At 64.7% G+C, this 20,997-nt stretch carries 27 protein-coding genes and 2 riboswitches; of the genes, 8 read left to right on the forward strand and 19 right to left on the reverse strand.

Features of this window, described 5'->3' with window-relative positions; all coding sequences use genetic code 11:
* Positions 1-84 precede the first annotated feature (84 nt).
* From thiC to lptB, 3 genes are all read right to left on the reverse strand, one after another.
* Complete coding sequence (thiC, locus tag MKI88_RS03420; protein ID WP_241629555.1) at positions 85-1,944, reverse strand: phosphomethylpyrimidine synthase ThiC; 1,860 nt, start codon at positions 1,942-1,944, stop codon at positions 85-87.
* A 32-nt stretch (positions 1,945-1,976) separates the two neighbouring features.
* Positions 1,977-2,086: riboswitch (TPP riboswitch) on the reverse strand.
* A gap of 178 nt (positions 2,087-2,264) precedes the next feature.
* The gene (gene rpoN, locus MKI88_RS03425) at positions 2,265-3,797 is read right to left on the reverse strand and encodes an RNA polymerase factor sigma-54 (protein ID WP_241629556.1); all 1,533 of its coding nucleotides are present in this window, start codon (positions 3,795-3,797) and stop codon (positions 2,265-2,267) included.
* A 23-nt stretch (positions 3,798-3,820) separates the two neighbouring features.
* Positions 3,821-4,600, reverse strand: coding sequence for an LPS export ABC transporter ATP-binding protein (gene lptB, locus MKI88_RS03430; RefSeq protein ID WP_241629557.1), 780 nt, complete (start codon positions 4,598-4,600; stop codon positions 3,821-3,823).
* 376 nt (positions 4,601-4,976) lie between these two features.
* On the opposite strand from lptB, the gene MKI88_RS03435 reads away from it, so the two are divergent.
* Complete coding sequence (locus MKI88_RS03435) at positions 4,977-5,450, forward strand: hypothetical protein (RefSeq protein WP_241629558.1); 474 nt, start codon at positions 4,977-4,979, stop codon at positions 5,448-5,450.
* 187 nt (positions 5,451-5,637) lie between these two features.
* On the opposite strand, the gene MKI88_RS03440 is transcribed toward MKI88_RS03435, so the two are convergent.
* From MKI88_RS03440 to MKI88_RS03455, 4 genes are read right to left on the reverse strand one after another with little or no spacing between them, the layout of a single operon-like run.
* Positions 5,638-6,186, reverse strand: coding sequence for an LptA/OstA family protein (locus MKI88_RS03440; protein WP_241629559.1), 549 nt, complete (start codon positions 6,184-6,186; stop codon positions 5,638-5,640).
* Between the two features lie 7 nt (positions 6,187-6,193).
* Positions 6,194-6,832: an LPS export ABC transporter periplasmic protein LptC gene (gene lptC / locus MKI88_RS03445; protein ID WP_241629560.1), complete on the reverse strand. Its 639-nt coding sequence runs from the start codon at positions 6,830-6,832 to the stop codon at positions 6,194-6,196.
* Between the two features lie 11 nt (positions 6,833-6,843).
* Complete coding sequence (locus MKI88_RS03450; protein WP_241629561.1) at positions 6,844-7,461, reverse strand: ribonuclease D; 618 nt, start codon at positions 7,459-7,461, stop codon at positions 6,844-6,846.
* 32 nt (positions 7,462-7,493) lie between these two features.
* Positions 7,494-8,309: a TerC family protein gene (locus tag MKI88_RS03455; RefSeq protein WP_241629562.1), complete on the reverse strand. Its 816-nt coding sequence runs from the start codon at positions 8,307-8,309 to the stop codon at positions 7,494-7,496.
* A gap of 71 nt (positions 8,310-8,380) precedes the next feature.
* Here MKI88_RS03455 and MKI88_RS03460 point away from each other — a divergent pair, with 71 nt between their 5' ends.
* Together MKI88_RS03460 and MKI88_RS21385 are read left to right on the forward strand one after the other, a co-directional pair.
* The gene (locus MKI88_RS03460) at positions 8,381-8,746 is read left to right on the forward strand and encodes a hypothetical protein (protein ID WP_241629563.1); all 366 of its coding nucleotides are present in this window, start codon (positions 8,381-8,383) and stop codon (positions 8,744-8,746) included.
* A 172-nt stretch (positions 8,747-8,918) separates the two neighbouring features.
* Positions 8,919-9,728, forward strand: a complete 810-nt coding sequence (locus MKI88_RS21385) for a cold-shock protein (RefSeq protein ID WP_281063702.1) — start codon at positions 8,919-8,921, stop codon at positions 9,726-9,728.
* A gap of 246 nt (positions 9,729-9,974) precedes the next feature.
* Here MKI88_RS21385 and MKI88_RS03475 read toward each other — a convergent pair whose 3' ends face one another.
* The 10 genes from MKI88_RS03475 to MKI88_RS03520 form a co-directional block, all read right to left on the reverse strand.
* Entirely contained in the window at positions 9,975-11,567 is a 1,593-nt protein-coding gene (locus MKI88_RS03475) for a cisplatin damage response ATP-dependent DNA ligase (RefSeq protein WP_241629564.1), read from the reverse strand.
* A gap of 46 nt (positions 11,568-11,613) precedes the next feature.
* Positions 11,614-11,796 carry a DUF1328 domain-containing protein gene (locus MKI88_RS03480; protein WP_241629565.1) on the reverse strand — a complete coding sequence of 61 codons (183 nt, stop codon included), beginning with the start codon at positions 11,794-11,796 and terminating at the stop codon, positions 11,614-11,616.
* Positions 11,797-11,849: 53 nt separating this feature from the next.
* Positions 11,850-12,416: a TMEM165/GDT1 family protein gene (locus MKI88_RS03485; RefSeq protein WP_241629566.1), complete on the reverse strand. Its 567-nt coding sequence runs from the start codon at positions 12,414-12,416 to the stop codon at positions 11,850-11,852.
* Between the two features lie 97 nt (positions 12,417-12,513).
* A riboswitch (yybP-ykoY riboswitch) is annotated at positions 12,514-12,620 on the reverse strand.
* 26 nt (positions 12,621-12,646) lie between these two features.
* Complete coding sequence (locus tag MKI88_RS03490) at positions 12,647-13,147, reverse strand: Dps family protein (RefSeq protein ID WP_241629567.1); 501 nt, start codon at positions 13,145-13,147, stop codon at positions 12,647-12,649.
* 158 nt (positions 13,148-13,305) lie between these two features.
* Positions 13,306-13,869 (reverse strand): TMEM165/GDT1 family protein, encoded by a 564-nt coding sequence (locus MKI88_RS03495; RefSeq protein WP_241629568.1) that lies wholly within the window; start codon positions 13,867-13,869, stop codon positions 13,306-13,308.
* A gap of 13 nt (positions 13,870-13,882) precedes the next feature.
* On the reverse strand, positions 13,883-14,206 hold the full coding sequence (locus tag MKI88_RS03500) for a hypothetical protein (protein ID WP_241629569.1): 324 nt from the start codon (positions 14,204-14,206) through the stop codon (positions 13,883-13,885).
* 66 nt (positions 14,207-14,272) lie between these two features.
* On the reverse strand, positions 14,273-14,488 hold the full coding sequence (locus tag MKI88_RS03505) for a hypothetical protein (RefSeq protein WP_241629570.1): 216 nt from the start codon (positions 14,486-14,488) through the stop codon (positions 14,273-14,275).
* Positions 14,489-14,500: 12 nt separating this feature from the next.
* Positions 14,501-15,238, reverse strand: a complete 738-nt coding sequence (locus MKI88_RS03510; RefSeq protein ID WP_241629571.1) for a thioredoxin family protein — start codon at positions 15,236-15,238, stop codon at positions 14,501-14,503.
* A 15-nt stretch (positions 15,239-15,253) separates the two neighbouring features.
* Positions 15,254-15,691: an SRPBCC domain-containing protein gene (locus MKI88_RS03515; RefSeq protein ID WP_241629572.1), complete on the reverse strand. Its 438-nt coding sequence runs from the start codon at positions 15,689-15,691 to the stop codon at positions 15,254-15,256.
* Positions 15,688-16,026 (reverse strand): helix-turn-helix transcriptional regulator, encoded by a 339-nt coding sequence (locus tag MKI88_RS03520; RefSeq protein ID WP_241629573.1) that lies wholly within the window; start codon positions 16,024-16,026, stop codon positions 15,688-15,690. The genes MKI88_RS03515 and MKI88_RS03520 overlap by 4 nt, the downstream gene beginning before the upstream one ends.
* A gap of 152 nt (positions 16,027-16,178) precedes the next feature.
* Here MKI88_RS03520 and rpmG point away from each other — a divergent pair, with 152 nt between their 5' ends.
* Entirely contained in the window at positions 16,179-16,346 is a 168-nt protein-coding gene (gene rpmG / locus MKI88_RS03525; protein ID WP_119760738.1) for a 50S ribosomal protein L33, read from the forward strand.
* Positions 16,347-16,588: 242 nt separating this feature from the next.
* On the opposite strand, the gene MKI88_RS03530 is transcribed toward rpmG, so the two are convergent.
* Positions 16,589-16,951 (reverse strand): response regulator, encoded by a 363-nt coding sequence (locus MKI88_RS03530; RefSeq protein WP_241629574.1) that lies wholly within the window; start codon positions 16,949-16,951, stop codon positions 16,589-16,591.
* 39 nt (positions 16,952-16,990) lie between these two features.
* Here MKI88_RS03530 and MKI88_RS03535 point away from each other — a divergent pair, with 39 nt between their 5' ends.
* From MKI88_RS03535 to MKI88_RS03550, 4 genes are all read left to right on the forward strand, one after another.
* A complete protein-coding gene (locus MKI88_RS03535; protein ID WP_241629575.1) occupies positions 16,991-17,278 on the forward strand; it encodes a DUF3572 domain-containing protein in 288 nt (95 codons plus the stop codon).
* Positions 17,275-17,898, forward strand: coding sequence for an HAD family hydrolase (locus MKI88_RS03540; protein WP_241629576.1), 624 nt, complete (start codon positions 17,275-17,277; stop codon positions 17,896-17,898). The genes MKI88_RS03535 and MKI88_RS03540 overlap by 4 nt, the downstream gene beginning before the upstream one ends.
* A gap of 28 nt (positions 17,899-17,926) precedes the next feature.
* A complete protein-coding gene (locus MKI88_RS03545) occupies positions 17,927-18,391 on the forward strand; it encodes a RidA family protein (protein ID WP_241629577.1) in 465 nt (154 codons plus the stop codon).
* 97 nt (positions 18,392-18,488) lie between these two features.
* Positions 18,489-19,628, forward strand: coding sequence for a GNAT family N-acetyltransferase (locus tag MKI88_RS03550; RefSeq protein ID WP_241629578.1), 1,140 nt, complete (start codon positions 18,489-18,491; stop codon positions 19,626-19,628).
* A gap of 65 nt (positions 19,629-19,693) precedes the next feature.
* On the opposite strand, the gene murA is transcribed toward MKI88_RS03550, so the two are convergent.
* Positions 19,694-20,977, reverse strand: a complete 1,284-nt coding sequence (gene murA / locus MKI88_RS03555) for a UDP-N-acetylglucosamine 1-carboxyvinyltransferase (protein WP_241629579.1) — start codon at positions 20,975-20,977, stop codon at positions 19,694-19,696.
* Positions 20,978-20,997 lie beyond the last annotated feature (20 nt).

Raw genomic sequence — 20,997 nt, forward strand, 5'->3', positions numbered from 1 at the left:
CGCTTGACGCCGGGCGATGCAAATACCCTATGCCGAGAACCGATTTTATCCCGCGGGCAGGCAAATCTCGCCGCCCTGTTCGCTTCAATCGTGCTCGCGCCCACCCGACCCCATATAGAGCTCGCTGCCGGTTTCGCGGAAGAGCTCGCTCATCTTCTGCATCCCGGCTTCGGCTTCCTCGGCGGCGATGAAGGTGTCGGCGGGCTGGTTCTGCTTGGCCGCGAAATCGCGCACTTCCTGCGTGATCTTCATGCTGCAGAATTTGGGGCCGCACATCGAGCAGAAATGCGCGGTCTTGGCGCCTTCGGCGGGGAGCGTCTGGTCGTGATACTGCTCGGCGGTGTCGGGATCGAGCGACAGGTTGAACTGGTCGCGCCAGCGGAATTCGAAGCGCGCGCGGGACAGCGCATCGTCGCGCATCTTGGCGGCGGGGTGACCCTTGGCGAGATCGGCGGCGTGCGCGGCGAGCTTGTAGGTCACCACGCCGACCTTGACGTCGTCCCGATCGGGCAGGCCCAGATGCTCCTTGGGCGTGACGTAGCAGAGCATCGCGGTGCCGTACCAGCCGATCTGCGCGGCGCCGATGGCCGAGGTGATGTGATCGTAGCCCGGCGCGATATCGGTGGTGAGCGGCCCCAATGTGTAGAAAGGAGCCTCGCCGCACGCTTCGAGCTGCTTTTCCATATTGGCCTTGATCTTGTGCATGGGCACATGACCCGGCCCTTCGATCATCACCTGGACATCCTGTTCCCAGGCGCGTTTGGTGAGTTCGCCGAGCGTGTAGAGTTCGCTGAACTGCGCTTCGTCATTGGCATCCGCGATCGAGCCGGGGCGCAGGCCGTCACCCAGCGAATAGGCGATGTCATACGCCTTCATGATCTCGGTGATCTCGTCGAAATGCTCGTAGAGGAAGCTCTCCTTGTGATGCGTCAGGCACCATTTCGCCATGATCGAGCCGCCGCGGCTGACGATGCCCGTCACGCGCTTCGCGGTCATCGGGATATAGGGCAGGCGCACGCCCGCATGGATAGTGAAATAGTCGACGCCCTGTTCGGCCTGCTCGATCAGCGTGTCGCGGAAGATCTCCCAGGTCAGGTCTTCGGCGATGCCGCCGACCTTCTCCAGCGCCTGATAGATCGGCACGGTGCCGATCGGCACGGGCGAATTGCGGATGATCCATTCGCGCGTGTCGTGGATGTTGCGGCCGGTCGACAGGTCCATGACGGTGTCCGCGCCCCAGCGGATCGACCAGACCATCTTGTCGACTTCCGAAGCGACGTCCGACGCGACCGCCGAATTGCCGATATTGGCATTGATCTTCACGAGGAAGTTGCGGCCGATCGCCATCGGCTCGCTCTCAGGGTGGTTGATGTTCGAGGGGATGATCGCACGGCCGCGCGCGACCTCGTCACGCACGAATTCGGGGGTGACATAATCGGGGATCGACGCGCCGAAATCCTCGCCGTCGCGGATATGGCCGCGGAGCATCTCGCGGCCGAGATTCTCGCGGACCGCGACATATTCCATCTCGGGGGTGATGATGCCGCGACGGGCATAGTGCATCTGGCTGACGTTCATGCCCGCTTTCGCGCGCAGCACCTTGCGGCGGACATTGGGGAAGGGCGCGACGCCGCCCGAACGATCGGGGCCGAGCTGGCCATTGTCCTCAGGGCGAACCTCGCGCTGCGACACTTCCTCGACATCGCCGCGGCCGCGGATCCAGTCGCGGCGGAGTTCGGGCAGACCCGCCATGATGTCGATCGCGGCATTGGGGTCGGTATAGGGGCCCGAACAGTCATAGACGCGCAGGGGCGGCTCGCCCGACGACGGCTCGAGGTCGATCTCGCGCATCGCGACCTTGAGGGGGCCGACATGGATCTTGCGGCTGCCGCGGATTGGCCCGGTAGTGACGTTGAGTTCGGTGCGGGCGGGGATGTCGGCCATGTTCATTCTCTCCAAAACGGGATGGAGAGCGGATGGTTGGCCGCCTCCCTCCCTACGCCGGTGTCAGCCGGATCAGGTTCAGCGGGTCGTGGCCGGTTCAGCCACCTCTCAACCCTGTGCGCAGGGTCCCCCGGGGATGTGGGCGTTGTAGCCGGGATGCCATGCGGGGGGAAGTGCCTTCATCGAGCGCGAACCGCTCATCCTGAGGAGCCGTTGAGCGAAGTTGAAACGGCGTCTCGAAGGACGCACAGAATCATGTCCTTCGAGACGGGTCTTCGCCTTTGCTCAGCCCCTCCTCAGGATGAGCGGTTAGAGAAGTATCAGGCCGCCTTGCCCTGTAGCGCTTTCTGCCGGCGACGCTGGACCGAGCTGCCGATGCCCATCGCCTCGCGGTACTTGGCAACGGTGCGTCGCGCGATGTCGAAGCCCTTGTCGCGGAGCAGGTCGACGAGCGTGTCGTCGGAGAGAATCTTGCGCGGGTCTTCGGTGGCGATCAGCGCGCGGATATGGCTTTTCACCGCCTCGGCCGAAACCGCGTCGCCGCCATCGGCCGACTGGATCGCCGAGGTGAAGAAATATTTGAGCTCGTAGAGCCCGCGCGCGCAGCTGAGATATTTGTTGCTGGTCACGCGGCTGACGGTGGATTCGTGCATGCCGATCTCGTCGGCGACGGTCTTGAGCGTCAGCGGCTTCAGATGTGAAACCCCATGGGTGAAAAACCCTTGTTGCTGTTTAACCAGTTCGGTTGCCACCTTGATGATCGTGCGCTGGCGCTGGTCGAGCGCCTTGACCAGCCAGTTGGCGCTGGCGAGGCATTCGGAGAGCCAGGCCTTTGACGCCTTGTCCTGCTTGCCACCCGACAGCTCGACATAATAGCTGCGGTTGACGAGGAGCCTTGGCAGGGTGGCGCTGTTGATCTCGATCGCCCAGGTCGTCCCGCGTTGCGCGACGAAGATGTCGGGGGTGACCGCCTGGATGCGCTCGCCGCCAAATTTGAGGCCGGGCTTGGGATCATAGTCCCTGAGCTCGCGGATCATGTCCGCCATGTCCTCGTCATCGACGCCGCAGATGCGCTTCAGCTGGGCGAGCTTGCCCTGTCCGAGCAGGTCGAGATTGTCGAGCAGACGCGCCATGCAGGGGTCGTAGCGATCGGCCTCCTTAGCCTGCAGGGCCAGGCATTCGGCGAGGCCGCGCGCACCGACCCCCGTGGGATCGAAGCCGTGGATGACGCAGAGCACGCGCTCGACCGCGGCGAGCGGCACGCCGAGGCGCTGCGCGATATCAAGCAGATTGGCGGCGAGATAGCCGGCCTCGTCGATCTGGTCGATCAGATGCGTGGCGATGAGCCAGTCCCCGCCCGAGAGCACCGCGCCCGCCTGCGCGAGCAGGTGATCGTGGAGCGAAAGCCCGGCCGACACCATGGCGTCGAAATCGGGACCGTCCTCGCCAAAGCCCGCGCCCGCGCTGCCGGTGAGGCCGAGTCCTCCATCGAGCCCGCCGCCGCTGTCGATCATGCTGTCGTGGTGGAATGTCTCGGCATCATAGTCGACGTCGAGCGGCGCGTCGGCCGAGGCGTCTCCGGTCTCGAGCAGGCGGTCGGCGGTGACGGGCTCGTCACCGAAATCGTCACCGTCGAAATCGCCGCCCTCGCCAGGTCCCTCATCGGGTGCCTCGACAGGGCCGCGATCCTCATCGCCGCCGGTTTCGAGCAGCGGGTTCTTCTCCAGCTCCTCGGCGATATAGGCCTCGATCTCGAGATTCGAGAGCGCCAGCAGCTTGATCGCCTGCTGGAGCTGTGGCGTCATCACCAGCGATTGCGACTGGCGAAGATCGAGGCGGGGTCCGAGCGCCATGCTATCTGCCCAGGCGGATCATCTCAGAGCTCGAAGCCCTCGCCGAGATAGAGGCGGCGCACATTCTCGTCGGCGACGAGCGCGGCGGGCGACCCGGCAAAGAGCACGCGGCCGTCATAGATGATGCAGGCACGGTCGACGATGTCCAGGGTCTCGCGGACATTATGATCTGTGATGAGCACGCCGATGTCGCGCTGCTTCAGTTCCTTCACCAGATCGCGGATGTCAGCGATCGAGATCGGGTCGATACCCGCAAAGGGCTCGTCGAGCAGCATGATCGACGGGCTCGCGGCAAGCGCGCGCGCGATCTCGCAGCGACGGCGTTCGCCGCCCGACAGCGCCATGGCGGGCGAATCGCGCAACCGCGACAGGCTGAATTCCTCGAGCAGCTGGTCGAGCCGCCCTTCGCGCGCGGCACTGTCGGGTTCGGCGAGCTCGAGCACGGCCATGATGTTCTGCGCGACGGTGAGCCCGCGGAAGATCGAAGTTTCCTGCGGAAGATAGCCGAGGCCGAGAATCGCGCGGCGATACATGGGCAGCCCGGTGATGTCGTCGCCATCGAGCAGAATGCGGCCGCTATCGGGCTTCACCAGCCCCATGATCGAATAGAAGCATGTCGTCTTGCCCGCACCATTGGGGCCAAGAAGCCCCACGACCTCGCCGCGTGCGACCGAGAGCGAGACGTCGGTCAGCACCTGACGCTTGTCATAGGCCTTGGCGATCGAGACGACCGAAAGCCCGTTGGTCACGGCGCGCGCTGCGTCCGCGGTCAGAGGGACATCCATAGTGGCAACGTCGTTCATTCCCGCTCCAACTTGTATAGAGCCTGATTCACGCTTTCAGCGAAGGCGCGGAGCGCCTCCACCTCAACCGATCAGGCCCTTGTACCGGCCGAACTGCCAAAGATCGGTTAGCGAAATGTGAAGTCTAAGCCAATTGGCAAGATTCGTGCATGGGTTTTTTAACGAGAATCTGAAGATGGACCAATCGCTACATTAGGTCGGACAACGCCTTGCGCAGCGATTTCGGGCTTGCACCGGGGGATACGCCACGGCATGCCACATGCAGAGCTGAACACAGCCCGCGGGGGCGCACAGGGCAAGGCAGAGAATCGCCTTCCCGCTCAACTCCGCAAGACATGGTCGCATTGCAGGACGTGTGACGTGTCGGGAGGGGAATATGAAATTTGCGGTCCTTGCTGCGCTGACAATCAGCGCGGTGTCATTCTCACCAGTGAAGGCTGCCACTTTGGAAGAGGCGCCGTTCGCGATGCGCGACGGGCACAGCCGGGCGGGCGTTTTCGCTGGCGCACGCCTCCGCATCGCGTTCGACCGTAGCGCACCGAAACATGCGAAACTGCGCGCGGGTTTCAGCCTGGCGCCGATACGTTCGGGCCGGATGGCAAGCGGCCGCAGCCTGACGCGTTTCGGGGAAGGAATCAGCCTGAGCTTTGGTGATGGCGACCGTGCGCCGCGGCTGTCATTCGCGGGTCGCGATCTTGCGCGCGACCGGCTCGGCGCCACCGATCAGGACGACGAAGCCGGGAAAAAAGGCGGGGTTGGCACCGCCGTTTATGTCGTTGGGGGCGTTCTGCTTCTTGGCGGGATCGCTGCGCTGCTCGTTGCAGACGCAGCAAGCGACGCTTCGCAATAGCGCCGTCGCGGCTCCGCCACAGCCTCTATAAGATGCGAGTCACCTGAAACCGAAATTCGCCACATTGATTTCGTCATTCCGGGCTTGACCCGGGATCCCGCTTTTCTTCAGTCCGTGCGCGAAAGGAAGCTGGATTCCGGATCAAGCCCGGGGTGACGATGATCAATAGAACTTTGATACCGCCAGATTAGTTGGTCTTGCGTTCAGGCACGGTGAAACGGCCCGTGACGCGGCCACCGGTCCCGCCCGATACGCCGCTCGCGCCGCCGACCGCGCTGCCGTCCATCACCGAACGCCCCGAATTGAGGTCGATGACGAGGCGGCCGCCGCGCAGCTGATTGTTGCCCTGTTCGAGCGTGACCCCGCCCACCATGGTGATGATACGGCGATTGAGATCGTAGATCGCAACGCTGCCGCGCGCGGTTTCGGACGCGCTGCGCACGACGACGCCACCCGAAGCGTCGAGCCGCTGGATGTCGAGCCCGCTGCCCGACGAACTGGCATAGGCGACGGTGAGGCGCGCGGCATCGAGTGCGAGCCCCGCCTGGCGCACCTTCACATTGCCCGAGAATATCGCGCGATCGGCGCGGTCCTGAACCTCGATACGATCGGCTTCGACATCGACGGGCGCGCCGGCATTGTGATTCTTGAGCGCCTGGGCGAGCACGGGGCCGCCAAGCGTGGCAAGCGCCGCCGCTGCTGCGCCGATCGCGCCGAGAAGAATCCGGTTCATCATCCTCATCCTATCTGGCGGCCCCCTGGACGATGTGCAAGCGCGCGCGTCCATCGAGCGTGACCGTGCGGGTGTTGAGGTCGGCGCGCATCGTCGACGCGCTGAAATTGCCGAGCGGCATGTTGCCCGTCACCGCGCCGGTGCTCGTCACCTGGCGCGACTTCAGATCGACCGCGACATTGGTCGTCTCGAGCTGGTAGCCATCGGCGGCGGTGAACAGGATTGGCCCGTCGACCGAGACGGTTTCCTTGTTCATGTCGTAGCGTCCGCGGTCGGCGCGCATCTGCGCGGGTCCATCGGGCAGCCGGATTTCGGCGGAGAGGTCCTGCAGCCTGACGACGGGTTCGCGCGAGGTTGCCTGCACCGCCGAACCGGCATGGAGCGCGAAGGGCTGCCCCTTGCTGTCTTCTCCGCGATAGATGGCGGCGGTCACGCGCATGCGTTCCTTCGCCACCTCGACCTTGTCCTTGGCGAGAACGAAGCTGACCTCGTCGCGAATCGCGAGCGGCGCGATGGCGAGAAAGGCCGCGATCACGCCGATCGCGGAGGGCAGCAACCAGCCAAGGAACCGAATCAGCCGGTCGTGCGAACCGTGCGGCGCGGCCCAGTGCTGGCGCCGGGATCGGACACGATCGGCTATTTCAGACATTGGCGGCGCCTTCAGACATGCGCGAAGATGTCGATCTCGGGCCAGCCCGCGAGGTCGAGGAGCGCCCGGTGGGGCAGGAAGTCGAAACAGGCCCGGGCGAGCGCTGCGCGTCCCTCGCGCTCGAGGCGCGGGTCGAGTTCGGCCTTCAGCCGGTGGAGATAGCGCACATCGGATGCGGCATAGTCCTTCTGCGCGTCCGAAAGTTCGGGGCCGCCCCAATCGGAGGACTGCTGGTGCTTGGAGATGTCCGCGCCGAGCAGTTCGCGGACCAGTTCCTTCAGCCCATGTCGGTCGGTATAGGTCCGCACCAGCCGCGACGCGGTCTTGGTGCAGTAGACGGGCTCGGCCATGACCCCGAGATAATGCTGGATCGCGGCAAGGTCGAAGCGCGCGAAATGATAGAGCTTCAGCCGCGCAGGATCGGCGAGCACCGCGCGCAGATTGGGCGCGGCGTAGTCACTGCCCGGACCGAAGCGTACGAGATGTTCGTCGCCATGTCCGTCCGAGATCTGGAGAAGGCACAACCGGTCGCGCGGGGTGACGAGCCCCATCGTCTCGGTATCAACGGCGACGGGCCCCGGCGCGAGCACGCCTTCGGGCAGGTCTTCTTCATGGAAATGAACGGTCATTCCCGGGGCCTTACGCCTTTCACGCCCCGGGCTCAATCTTCGCTTTCAATCACCCGGTCGACGGCCGCGCGCTTTTTCGTCGCCGCGCGGCGCGAAAGGATGTTGAGCGTCTCGACGAGCGCGGAAAATGCCATCGCCGCGTAGATATAGCCCTTGGGCACATGCATCCCGAAGCCGTCGGCGATCAGCACCGCGCCGATCATCAGCAGGAAGCCGAGCGCGAGCATGACCACGGTCGGGTTGCGGTTGATGAAATTGGCGAGCGGATCGGCGGCGAGCAACATGACGAGCACGGCGACGACGACCGCGATCACCATCACGGGCAGATGATCGGTCATGCCCACGGCGGTCAGGATCGAATCGACCGAGAAGACCATGTCGAGCAGCAGGATCTGGACGATTGCGCCGCCGAAGTTGAGCGCGGCGGTGGCTTCCTTGTCCAGAAGGTCGTGTTCGCTGGGCACAGGATCCATCGCGTGGTGGATTTCCTTCGTCGCCTTCCACAGCAGGAACAGTCCACCCGCGATCAGGATGAGGTCGCGCCAGGAGAATTGCGTCTCGAAGGCGGGTTCGCCATGCGCGCCCGCCGGCCCGACAATGCCGAGGTCGAAGACAGGGGCGGTGAGCCCGACGAGCCACGAGATCATCGAAAGCAGCGCGAGCCGCATGACGAGCGCCAGCCCGATACCGACGCGGCGCGCCTTTTGCCGCTGGTGCTCGGGCAGCTTGTTCGACAGGATCGAGATGAAGATCAGATTGTCGATACCGAGCACGACCTCCATGACGACAAGGGTGAGGAGAGCGGCCCATACGGCGGGGTCGGAGAAGAGTGTCATCAGATCGGTCATGCACGCCATTTGCCCTGTGGCCGGAAAAGCCGCAAGCTCCTCGCCGGGACACTTTCGGGAAAATCGCCGCGATGACCGACCGCAACTCCGCCGACCAGCCCGCCACGGCCTTTGAATTCAACCGGCCGACGATCATCGCGCTGCTCTATCTGGCCAGCTTTGTCACGGGCATCACGGCGGTGATCGGGGCGGTGCTGGCGCATCTATGGGCTGGCGAGCCTGCCCAGGACTGGGAGCGGAGCCATTATCGCTATCTGATTCGCACTTTCTGGCTGGCGCTCGTCGCGGGCGTCGTCGGCGTGGTGCTGACGATCGTGCTGGTCGGATTCGCAATATTGTTCGCGGTGACCGTTTGGGTGGCGGTGCGTTCTGTGGTTTCACTGGTCAAGGCACAGAAGCGCGAGCCGATCGCTGATCCGGCTACTTTGCTGTTCTGAAGGAATTTATCCAAATTGCGACGCGCGTTGAGGAAATATGTCGCAGGCTGCAAGAATTTAGGTTATGACGACTCACTGGCGGGTATTGTTTTCGCGCCAAAGTATCTGTGCCCATCGCCCGGTGTGCAGGTTCTGATATGAATTTTGGGCGACCGGGAAAGACTAACAGGGCATGAGTTTCGACAGAGGACGCCGCGGTGAGCGCGGTGGGCGTGGCAGAGACAAGCGCGACGGTTTCGGCGACGAGAGCTTCGGCGGATTTGAGGACAGAGGCGGCAGCCGGTTCGGCGGTGGTTTCGGTGGAGACCGCGGCGGTTTTGGCGGCGGTGACCGATTCGGCGGCGGTGGCGGCGATCGCTTCGGCGGCGGCGGCGGTGGTGGCTTCGGCGGCCCGCGCGGCGGCGGCGGTGGCGGCTTCGGCGGCCCGCGCGGCGGTGGCGGCGGCATGCCTGCCCAGGTCGTCGGCGAAGGCAAGGGCGTCGTCAAATTCTTCAACAGCCAGAAGGGCTTCGGCTTCGTCGTTCGCGACGACGGCGGCGAGGATGTGTTCGTGCACATCTCCGCGGTCGAGCAGGCCGGCCTGACCGGGCTTGCCGAGGGACAGCCGCTCGAGTTCACGCTGGTGGATCGTGGCGGACGCGTTTCGGCGACCGACCTGAAGATCGAGGGCGAGCCGCTTCCCGTCGAGGACCGCGGTCCTCCGCGCGATCGCGACGCCGCTCCGCGTGGCGGCGGCATGGGTGGTCCCCAGCGCCAGCTGACCGGCGAGAAGGCGACGGGCACCGTCAAGTTCTTCAACGCAATGAAGGGCTTCGGCTTCATTCAGCGCGACGACGGACAGCCTGACGCGTTCGTGCACATTTCGGCGGTCGAACGCGCCGGCATGGGCAGCCTGAACGAAGGCGACCGTCTCGAGTTCGACATCGAAGTCGATCGTCGCGGCAAATATGCCGCGGTGAACCTCGTCCCCAAGCAGGACTGACCTTGATCGCTTCAGGCTGAATCAGCCTGAAGCGTGAATCAAGGTCTCCACTGTTTGAATAGAGCCTGATTCACGCTTTCAGCGGAAGCGCGCAGCGTTTCCGCTTCAACCGATCAGGCTCGGGCTTCACGGCTTCACGAAAAAGGGCCCGGCGCGCAACACTGCACGCCGGGCCTTTTTCGTTGCACGCGATCAGCGCCTGAAGCGCGACGTGAGCCGCGCTTCAGCGAATGATGCGGTTTTTCCTCAGCTGGTCATGCGGCGCAGCGCCTCGATGCGGTCGGCCTCGTGCGCAGGCTTGTCGGTGCGGATGCGCGCTATGCGCGGAAAGCGCATCGCGAGGCCCGATTTGTGGCGGCGGCTTTCGTGGATCGAATCGAAGGCGACCTCCAGCACCAGCGTCTTCTCGACCTCGCGCACCGGGCCGAAGCGGTTGACGGTATGGCTGCGGACGAAGCGGTCGAGCCATTTGAGCTCTTCATCGGTGAAACCGAAATAGGCCTTGCCGACGGGCAGCAGCTCGCCGGCCTCGGTCCAGCAGCCAAAGGTGAAATCCGAATAGAAGCTCGAACGCTTGCCCGACCCCCGCTGCGCATACATCAGCACGCAGTCGGCAGTGAGCGGATCGCGCTTCCACTTGTACCACAGCCCCGCGCGGCGTCCGGTGACATAGGGGCTGTCGCGTCGCTTGAGCATCACACCCTCGATCGCGGCATCGCGGGCACCAGCACGCAGTTCGGCGAGCGCGTCGAAACTCTCCGCCGCGATCAGCGCCGACAAGTCGAAATGCCGGGGATCGAGGCATGGGACGAACGCCTCCAGCCTGATGCGCCGCACTTCCCAGGCCTCGGCGCGCAGGTCTTCGGCGCCATCGAACAAGATGTCGTAGAGACGGACAAAGGCGGGGTAGTCGGCGAGCATCCGGGCAGAGACCGTCTTGCGCCCGAGCCTTTGCTGGAGCGCATTGAAGCTCGCCGCGCCCGCTACCTCTAATCCGCCCGCCTGCCCCTCGCCGCGCACGAGCAGTTCGCCGTCGAGGACCGCTTCCCGAGCAAAGGCCGCGGCGACCTCGGGAAAACTGTGCGTGATATCGTCGCCCGTGCGGCTGTAGAGCCGTGTCTGCCCCGCGACATGGACGAGCTGGACGCGGATGCCGTCCCATTTCCACTCGGCCGCGAATTCCTCGATCGAAATCGGCTCGTCCTCGAGCGGATGCGCGAGCATGAACGGGCGGAAGACCGGCAGATTTGCGGCGCTGGGCTGCTCGCCCGTCCCCTCGGCCCAGGCGAAGAGCGGCGCATAGGGGGGCGTCAGCCCGTGCCATACCTCCTCGACGGCCTCGACATCGAGCCCGAAGCCTTCGGCGAGCGCGGTCTTGGCCAGCCGCGCGGAGACGCCGATCCTGAGCGCGCCCGTCGCCATCTTGAGCAGCGCAAAACGTTCCTCGGGAGCGAGGCGGTCAAGCAGGTCGGCAAGCGCAGCGGGCGCATCCGAGCGTGAAAGTGTCGCCAGCCTCTCAACGATTCCCGAAAGACTGAGGTCGACGTCGGCCGGCGGCGGCGCAGCCGGGTCCGGCCAGATCAGCGAGACGGTTTCGGCGGTATCGCCGACATAGTCGCGACTGAGGCGGAACAGCACTGGATCGACGCGTTCATCGACCATCGCGCGGATCATTGCGGGCTTGACCGCCGGCAGGTCGAGCGCGCCGGTGAGCGCCGCCATAGCCCAGCCGCGATCGGGATCAGGGGTCGCCTTGAGATAATCGGCGATCAGGCGCAGCTTGGCGTTACGCGAACGCGTATAGATGAGACGATCGAGAAGCTCGGCAAAGGCGTGCATCGAGACGCGATACTAACCGCGCCCCGATGGACTTGCCATTGTTCCGCTATTTCACGATGCCTGCGCCTCTCCCGGCCACAAGGCCAAGCACGAGCAACAGCACAAAGACCGCGATCGCGACGAAGAACAGGATCTTGGCGATCTCGACGAACGCGCCGCCGATTCCGCCAAATCCCAACAGCGCCAGCACCAGACCGGCGACGAGGAAGATCAGAGCCCAACGCAACATGATATTCTCCTTATCACCCCGAAGAAGAACCGGTGGGCACAGTCGATTGTTCCTCAGGCGAACAGGGCGACAAGTGCCCAGATGCCGATCGCCGCGAAGACAAGCGCGGCGCCGATGCGGACGGCCTTCATGGGGACGATCCGGGTAATTTGCTCGCCCAGGAACACTGCGGGGACATTGGCGATCATCATGCCCGCGGTGGTCCCCGCCGCTACGAGGCCGACTGCCTGATATTGTGCGCCGAGCGCGACGGTCGCGATCTGCGTCTTGTCGCCCATCTCGGCGAGGAAGAAGGCGATGGTCGTCGTGAGAAACGCGCCGAATCGCCCTGCGACGCCCGCTTCGTCATCGTCGATCGTATCGGGAACGAGCGTCCATGCGGCCATGGCGATGAAGCCGAGCGCAACCGCAAGGCGGAACCAGTAGCCATCGAGCAGCCCGGCGATCCCCGCCCCCGCCCAGGCGGCGAGCGCATGGTTGACGATGGTGGCGGCGAAGATGCCCGCGATGATCGGCCATGGCTGACGGAAACGACAGGCGAGCACGATCGCGAGCAGCATCGTCTTGTCGCCGATTTCGGCGAGCGCGACGAGCAATGTTGAAGACAGCAGGATTTCCATGAGCGCAAATTCCGGCCGGGCAAAAGGCTAAAACCAACGACGCCATGGAACCCCCTGCCCGGCAAGACAGGGGTTCGCAGCGTCATCGGTCTTGCCTGGATCGGCCGGAACCGATCCGATCGCGCCATGGCCTCTCGACCAAGCATGTTGACGCGATCTCCGCGCAAAATGTGCGCGGCGGGCTACTCCCCGGGTGACGGGGAGCGCCTTATGTCATCGCTGAAAAACGGTCAAGCGGTGCGGCTGGCCTCGAACAGGAACCACGCACGCTCTTCGGCAAGGTCGGTCCATTCGTCGAGAATGCCTGAAGTGGCGTTGTCCTTGGCTTCATCGACGATGTCCTTGGCTTCGCGGAGGCTCTCCACCAGCTTCAGATTGTCCTCGCGCAGTTCGGCGAGCATGGCGGTCGCCGACACGAATTCGGCGTCATTGTCCTTCAGTGTCTGACGACGCGCGATGTCGCCGATCGAACGCAGCGTGGTGTTGCCCGTCTTGCGCACGCGCTCGGCAATCTGGTCGGTCGTACCCAGGATCTGCGTCGCCTGTTCGTCGAGCATCAGGTGATAGTCGCGGAAGTGCGGACCCGAGACGTGCCAGTGAAAATTCTTGGTCTTGAGGTAGAGCGCATAGCTGTCGGCGAGGATGCCATTCAGCGCGTCGGCGACCGACTTCGTCGCGTTACTGCCGAGATCCGTCGGGGTCTTGAGCTTTTCCTTGCCACCCTTGGCCATCTTGTCCTCCGTTCAGGGAATGGAATTTCGAGTCGCAAGCATAACGATCAAGCGACGGAAAAGTCGCATGGATTTCCGCAATGCAGCGCAATAAATTTCGCTGGCTGTGATCGAGAAGATTGATCGATGCGGTGCCGTGGGGCCGGGGCGTCCGCCGATCAGATCAGGCGTAGTGCGGAAATCGCGGTCCAGAGGCCCGACACGAGGAAAAGCGCGCCGGTGCAACGGCGGATGGTTGTCAGGGGCAGGCGCTCGAACGCCTTGCTGGCGAGTGCCACGGCCGCACTTGTGAGAACCACGCCCGCCGTCGCGCCCGCAATTGTCGGCCAGAAGGCGTCGGCGCGCAGCGAGATCGCGAAGGTGAGGAACTGCGTCTTGTCGCCGAGTTCGAGCACGAAGAAGGAAAAAAAGCTGACGATGAAGGGGCTGAGGCGAGTGGCGCGCAGCGGCAGGGATGGGGTCTGGCGCATGAGCGCGCCGACGCCCGCAAAGCACAGCGCGAGCGCCAGCATCAGCTTCGCGGCCTCGGGCGTCAGCATGGGTGCGAGCAGCGTTCCGCCGAGCGCCGCAAGTGCGGCGTTGGCAAAGGCTGCCACTGCTATGCCGGCGAGGACGAGCGCGACCCTGCGAAAATGGAGCGCGAGGGCGAGCGCGAGCCACTGCGTCTTGTCCCCGCATTCGGCGAGCAGCGCCGCCACGAAGGCGGGGAAGAAACCATCCATGCGCGCGCCGGCGTCAGCCGGTCATGCGGACATTGATCGCGGCGAGCCAGGCGGAGCCCGCATCGGCGTCGCAACGCTGGCACCCGGCGGCGTCGCGCAGTGTGTCGAGCCAGGGCAGCACCATCGTTCCGCGCCCCGAATCGGCAAGCGCGGACTCAAGCCCCCGTGCGATCTGGACGACCGGGTCGAGCCCGTAATCAAGCGCAGTGCTGCGAATCTCGTCGATATTGGCGCAGAGCTGATCGAGGGACAGATGTGGCAGTTCGACAGCGATCCGATCGATCCGGTCGCAAAGACCCGAACGAACCTGCAGCAATGCGTCGACGGCGATGCCCATGTTCCTGCCCTCCCAAGGTGGATGGGCCGAGCATGCGCCCGCCTTGGTTAAGAAGCGCTAAAGCAATCAGGGCGTCCCGCTGCACAGCGGCGCAGCGCGGATTTCAGCGAGAAGGTCGCGCTGGTTCGCAGCGGCACGCGCGGCATAGTGATCGAGGTGCCATGTCGCAAAGCCGGTGAGCCCTAGCGCCAGGCCGCCGAGCAACGCGCCCTGCCACCGCCGCGTCACGCGGGACGAGGCAGCGGCGGCAATCGCTGCGACACCTGCGAGGCAGCAGAACATTGCCGCCTGTCCTCAGGCCGCGCTTGCGCAGCAGGGCTCCGCGTCCGGAGCGTCCTCATATTCGTCGTGGAGCCTGACCCAGTTCATCGTCTGCCCGCCTTCGTTGCGCCCCTTGGGGACCATGTCGAGAAAGGCGAAGGCGCCCGCCAGCACCTCGTTGCCGCGGGCATAGGCTGAATAGGTGTGATAGACCTGCCCATCGTCGCCCTTGGCGAACACGCTGGTGCCGTGGATATCAGGGGCGAGACCTGACGTCGTGCCGTAATTGTAAAGCGGCTCGTCCGCCGCGATCTGCTCGGGGGTGAAGGACGCGCCATAGTCGAAGTTGAAGCTGGTCCCTTCGGAGGACACCCATTCGAAGCGCCAGCCCATGCGCTCGCGCACCTGCTCGATCCGCGCGAGCGGGACGCGCGATATCGCGGCGAAACTGAGATCGGCATGCTCGAAATGCTGGCGAGCGGCGTCGACATGGTCGGAGAGATACGAACATCCGGGACAGATATGGTCGCTGCCTGGTGTCAGCATGAAATTATAGACGAAGAGTTGCGAGCGGCCGGCGAAGAGATCCGCGAGGCGCTTTGGTCCCGTGGTCGAGGCGAAGACATAGTCCTGATCGACCTTCACCCAGGGGAGCGCGCGTCGCTCCGCGTAGAGCGCGTCGCGCTGATGCGTGAGCGCACGTTCATTTTCGAGATGCGCCTTGCGTGCCGTGATCCATTCGGCGCGCGATACAATTGCATTTGGGGTCATGATTTTCTCCTCTCTTCAGGAGGCGACAAAGGCCTCCAGCTTATCGAGGCACCCGCTCCAGCCCTGATGGTGGCTGTCGCGGACCTCTTCATCGAACAGCTTTTCATGAATGAGCGTGAGTTCAGTGCCGCCGTCGACGGGCCTGAGTTGCACCGTCACCAGCGATTCGCGCTCGGGAAACGTGATCCATTTCCAGGTGAAGACGAGCTGCACATTCTCGACCACGTCGACATATTCGCCGTGGGCGAAATGCTCCTCGCCGTCGGCGGTGCAGAAGCGGATGCCGTATTTGCCGCCCGGGCGCGGATCGGTCTCGGCCGAGAGCACGGGGCTCGAATCGGGCCCGAACCAGCGCAGCAGCTTTTCGGGATCGGTCCACGCCGCAAAGACCTTTGCGGGCGGCGCCTTCATGAAGCGTGTGATCGTCAGACTCGGGCGGGTATCGAGCATCATTCGTCCTGCTCCCCTTCGACAAGTGCTGCGAGGCGATCGAGCCGGTCGCCCCAGAATTTCTCGTACCGGACGAGCCACTGCATGGCGTCCTCCATCGGCCCCGCCTCGATCCGGCAGGTAACCGTGCGCCCGGCCTTGGTGCGGCTGACCAGTCCCGCTTCCGACAGCACGTCGAGATGCTTCATCACCGCGGGCAGCGACATGGCGAACGGCCTGGCAAGCTCACTGACCGAACGCCCCTCGCCACTATCGAGTTGCATCAGCAGCGCGCGCCGTGTCGGATCGGCAAGCGCGGCAAAGGTGCGGTCGAGGTCGGGATGCTGATACTTAACCATCAAGTTAAGTTAACGCATGACGCGGCAGAGAGTCAAGTCGGCGCCCAACGGGGTTGACAATCGGGACTCATTGGCGCAATTGCGCGGCCTTGAACGAGCGGCGGCGACGCCGCTTTTGTTTTTCTTGAGAATCGCAAAAAGGGTTTCGGGTCATGGCCAAGCCGACCACCGTCAAGATCAAGCTCGTCAGCTCGGAAGGCACCGGCTTCTTCTACGTCACCAAGAAGAATCCCCGCACCAAGACCGAGAAGCTCAGCTTCCGCAAGTACGATCCCGTCGCGCGCAAGCACGTCGAGTTCAAGGAAGCCAAGATCAAGTAAGCGCTTCGGCGCTTCCTCCCTGATCTGGAAGTTTCAGGCGTGGCGCCCGCAAGGGTTCCGCGCCTTTTGCTGCGCGCAGAGCAACGCGCGCCAAATGAGATCCGCTCATCCTGAGGAGCCGTTGAGCCCGGCGAAACGGCGTCTCGAAGGACGCACCGAGCCAGTCCTTCGAGACGGGTCTTCGCCTTCGCTCAGCCCCTCCTCAGGACGAGCGGAGAGATTATGATTTGACGCACGAAGCTCTAGAGCAGCGCCCCGACCGAATCGACGAATTTGAGCACCGAGATCGGCTTCGACACATAAGCCTCGGCGCCGAGCGCTCGGATGCGCTCCTCGTCGCCCTTGGCGGCATAGGCGGTGACCGCCATGATCGGGATCGCCTTCAGATCGTCGTCGCCCTTGATCGTCTCGATGAGTTCGAGCCCGCTGACATGCGGGAGCTGGATGTCCATGATGATGAGATCGGGCGCAAAGGCGCGCGCGCGGTCCACCGCTTCGCGCCCGTCACGCACGGGTTCGGCCGAATAGCCATGGGCACGCAGCAGGTCGCAGAATAATTTGAGATTGAGTTCGTTGTCCTCGACAACGAGCACCCTTTTTGCCACTTCGCCCCTTTCCCACTGCAACGGGTGACGGTGTAGGCGATGAAGCCTCTGGAAACAAATCAGGAAGAATCCGAGTCGCTGGCACTCTCCGCGCTGGTCTGGGTCCTGCAGGACGAGGACCGCGCGCAAAGGCTGCTCGCCCTCACCGGGCTCACTGCCGACGACCTGCGCCAGCGCGCGGGCGAGCGCGGCCTGCTCGCCGCGGTCCTCGGTTTTCTCGAGGCGCACGAGCCCGACCTGCTGGCATGCGCGCGCGCGATCGAGACGACGCCGCTGGCGCTGGTCGAGGCGCGGCGCCGACTGGATGGCGGGGAAATCGAATCATGAGCCGTCCGCTGCTCATCACCGATTGCGACGAAGTGCTGCTCCACATGGTCAGCCATTTTCGCGCATGGCTCGACGAAGCGCACGATATCGAGTTCACCGCCGATGGCGGCGATTTCTCCAACGCCATGAAGCGCCGCATCGACGGCAGCTACCTCTCGCGTACCGAGATGTGGCCACTGCTTGGCGGCTTCTTCGATACCGAGATGCACCGCCAGACGCTCGTCCCGCATGCGCGCGAGGCACTGGCCGGGATCGCCGGCTTCGCGGATGTCGTGATCCTCACCAATCTCGAGGACCACCGCCAGGCGCACCGCGTCGAGCAGCTCCGCACCTTCGGGATCGATTATCCCGTCGTCACCAACCAGGGCGGCAAGGGCACCCCCGTCGCGCGGCTGCTCGACCAATATGGCCCCAGCGCCGCGGTATTCGTCGACGATCTTGCGCATCATCACCAGTCGGTCGCCGAGACGACGCCCGATGTTTGGCGGCTGCACATGATTTCGGAGCCGAGCCTCGCCCCCAATGTGCCCGCCGCCGCGCACGCGCACGCGCGGATCGATGACTGGCGCGAAGCTGCGGTCTGGATACGCGAGAAATTCGCGGTACAGGCGCACAACTGATCCCCTCCCCCCAAACCGGAGCATAACCATGAGCACGATCGCCGCCACCCTTGCCGAACTCGGCCTCAAGCTGCCCGTCGCGGCCGCCCCCGTTGCCGCCTATGTCCCTGCGGTCGAGGCGGGCGGGCTGCTCCATGTCTCGGGCCAGCTCCCCTTCAGGGACGGGCAGCTGATGACCGGCCGGCTGGGTGAGGACCGCGATGTCGACTATGGCTATGAGGCCGCGCAGAACTGCGGGCTGATGCTGGTCGCGCAGATCGAGAAGGCGCTGGGTTCGCTCGACCGCGTCGAGCGCATCGTGAAGCTTGGCGTGTTCATCAGCAGCGACGCACGCTTCACCGACCAGCCCAAGGTCGCCAATGGCGCGTCGGAGCTGATGGTCAAGCTGTTCGGCGACAATGGCCGCCATGCGCGCAGCGCGGTGGGCGTTCCCGTGCTGCCGCTGGGCGCGGTCGTCGAGGTGGATGCGATCGTGGCTGTAAAGCCCGCCTGAGCCGCTGGTTTTTGATGAGGGCCCGATTCACGCCTTGCGGCGGAAGCGCCCGGGAGGCGCTTCCGCCTCAGACGACCAGGCCCTATATTCGCTCGCGATGAGCGAAGGCGATATCGTAGCGCGCATGGCGTCAGGGGTTGCGGCATTCGATGCCGCAGCCTGGGATGCGTGTGCGGGGGTAGACAACCCCTTTGTCAGCCACGCCTTTCTGTCGGCGCTCGAGGATTCGGGCAGCGCCACCGCAGCGGCGGGATGGCAGCCCGTGCCGATCGCGATCGACCGGCCGGGCGGCATGGCGGGGGTGCTTCCCGCCTATGCCAAGAGCCACAGCCAGGGCGAATATGTGTTCGATCACGGCTGGGCCGACGCCTATGAGCGCGCAGGTGGGCGCTATTATCCCAAGCTCCAGATCGCGGTGCCCTTTTCGCCGGTGCCGGGTCCGCGCCTGCTGACGCATGACGACGAGGTCGCGCTCCAGCTGCTTGCAGCTGCCGAAACGGTAGTGCGGCAGAACGGCCTGAGCTCGGCGCATGCAACCTTCATCGCCCCCGATCAGGTGCCGCTGTTCGAGGCTGCGGGCTGGATGATCCGCGCCGACACGCAATATCACTGGCTCAACCGCGACTATGGCGACTTCGACGATTTTCTGGACGCGCTCGCGTCGCGCAAGCGCAAGGCGGTGCGCAAGGAGCGCAGCGCGGCGGTGCAGGGGCTCGACATCGTCCACCTCCAGGGCAGCGACATCGAGGAGCGCCATTGGGACGCGTTCTGGGAATTCTATCAGGATACCGGCGCGCGCAAATGGGGCCGGCCCTATCTGACGCGATCCTTTTTCAGCCTGCTCAGCGAACGCATGGCCGACAAAATCCTGCTGATCATGGCGCTCCGCAACGGGCGACCGATCGCGGGCGCGCTCAACATCATCGGTGCCGACACGCTCTATGGCCGCTACTGGGGCTGCGTAGAGGACGTGCCCTTCCTCCATTTCGAGCTGTGCTATTATCAGGCGATCGACGCCGCGATCGCGCGCGGGCTTTCGCGCGTCGAGGCCGGAGCGCAGGGCGACCACAAGCTCGCGCGCGGCTATGAGCCCGTCCCGACATTCTCGGCGCACTATATCGCCGACAAGGGCTTTCGCGCCGCGATTGCCGACTTCCTCGAACGCGAACGGCAGGCGGTGGCGCACGACATCGCGGCGCTCACCGAAATGGGGCCCTTCAGGCGCGACCGCGCTTAGCGCCCGATCGTTTGAGGTGGAAGCGCTCTGCGCTTCCGCCGAAAGCGTGAATCAAGGTCTGACCGTCAGCCAGCGCTGACGCGCTCGATGTCCGCTCCCACCGCCTGGAGCTTTTCCTCGAGCCGCTCATAGCCGCGATCGAGGTGATAGACGCGGTTGACCTGGGTTTCACCCTCGGCCGCCAGCCCCGCGATGATGAGGCTCATCGAGGCGCGCAGATCGGTCGCCATCACCGGCGCGCCGTTGAGCTTGTCCACCCCGCGCACGACGGCCGCACGCCCGCGCACCTCGATATCGGCGCCCATCCGCGCGAGCTCGGGGACGTGCATGTAGCGGTTCTCGAAGATCGTCTCGGTGAGCAGGCTCGCGCCGTCTGCGAGCGTCAGCATCGCCATGAACTGCGCCTGCATGTCGGTCGCGAAGCCCGGAAAGGGTGCGGTCGAGAGCGTGAGCGGGCGCAGCTTGCCATCCGCCGATACATGGATCGAATTGCGCTTTTCCTCGACGGTCACGCCCGCATCGCGGAGCGCCGCGAGCGTCGCGCCCATGTCTTCCGCACGCGCGCCGACGAGTTCGAGCGATCCGCCGGTGATCGCCGCGGCGCAGGCATAGCTGCCCGCCTCGATGCGGTCGGGCATCACCTGATAGGTCGCACCGTGAAGCCGGTCGACGCCCTCGATGATCAGCGTCTCGGTGCCGATGCCGTCGATCCGCGCGCCCATCGCGACGAGGCAGTTGCACAGATCGACGATCTCGGGCTCGCGCGCCGCATTTTCGAGGCGCGTCGTGCCCTTCGCCAGCACCGCTGCCATCACGACGTTTTCGGTCGCGCCGACCGAGACGACGGGGAAGGTGTAGCTGCCGCCGGGCAGCCGCCCGCCGGGTGCGGTCGCCTTCACATAGCCCGCAGCCAGCTCGATCTCGGCGCCGATCGCTTCGAGCGCTTTCAGGTGCAGGTCGATCGGGCGGTTGCCGATCGCACAGCCACCGGGCAGCGACACCGTCGCCTCGCCCGCGCGTGCAACGAGCGGACCGAGTACCAGGATCGAGGCGCGCATCTTGCGGACGATGTCATAGGGCGCGACCGTCGACGTGACACGTCCCGCGCGCATCGTCATCACGCGACCGAAATCCTCGGGTCGCGCGCCCTCGACCATCGTCGAAACGCCGAGCTGGTTCAGAAGATGACCGAAACCATCGACATCCGCGAGGCGGGGCAGGTTGCGCAGCGTCAGCGGCTCATCGGTGAGCAGCGCGCAGGGCATGAGCGTCAATGCGGAGTTCTTCGCGCCCGAAATGGGGAGCTTGCCGGAAAGGCGATTGCCGCCGCGGATGATGATGCTGTCCATCTCCGGGCTTCTACTATTTC

The sequence above is a fragment of the Sphingomonas sp. LaA6.9 genome (assembly GCF_022601895.1).
In the GTDB taxonomy this organism is placed as follows: Bacteria; Pseudomonadota; Alphaproteobacteria; order Sphingomonadales; family Sphingomonadaceae; genus Sphingobium_A.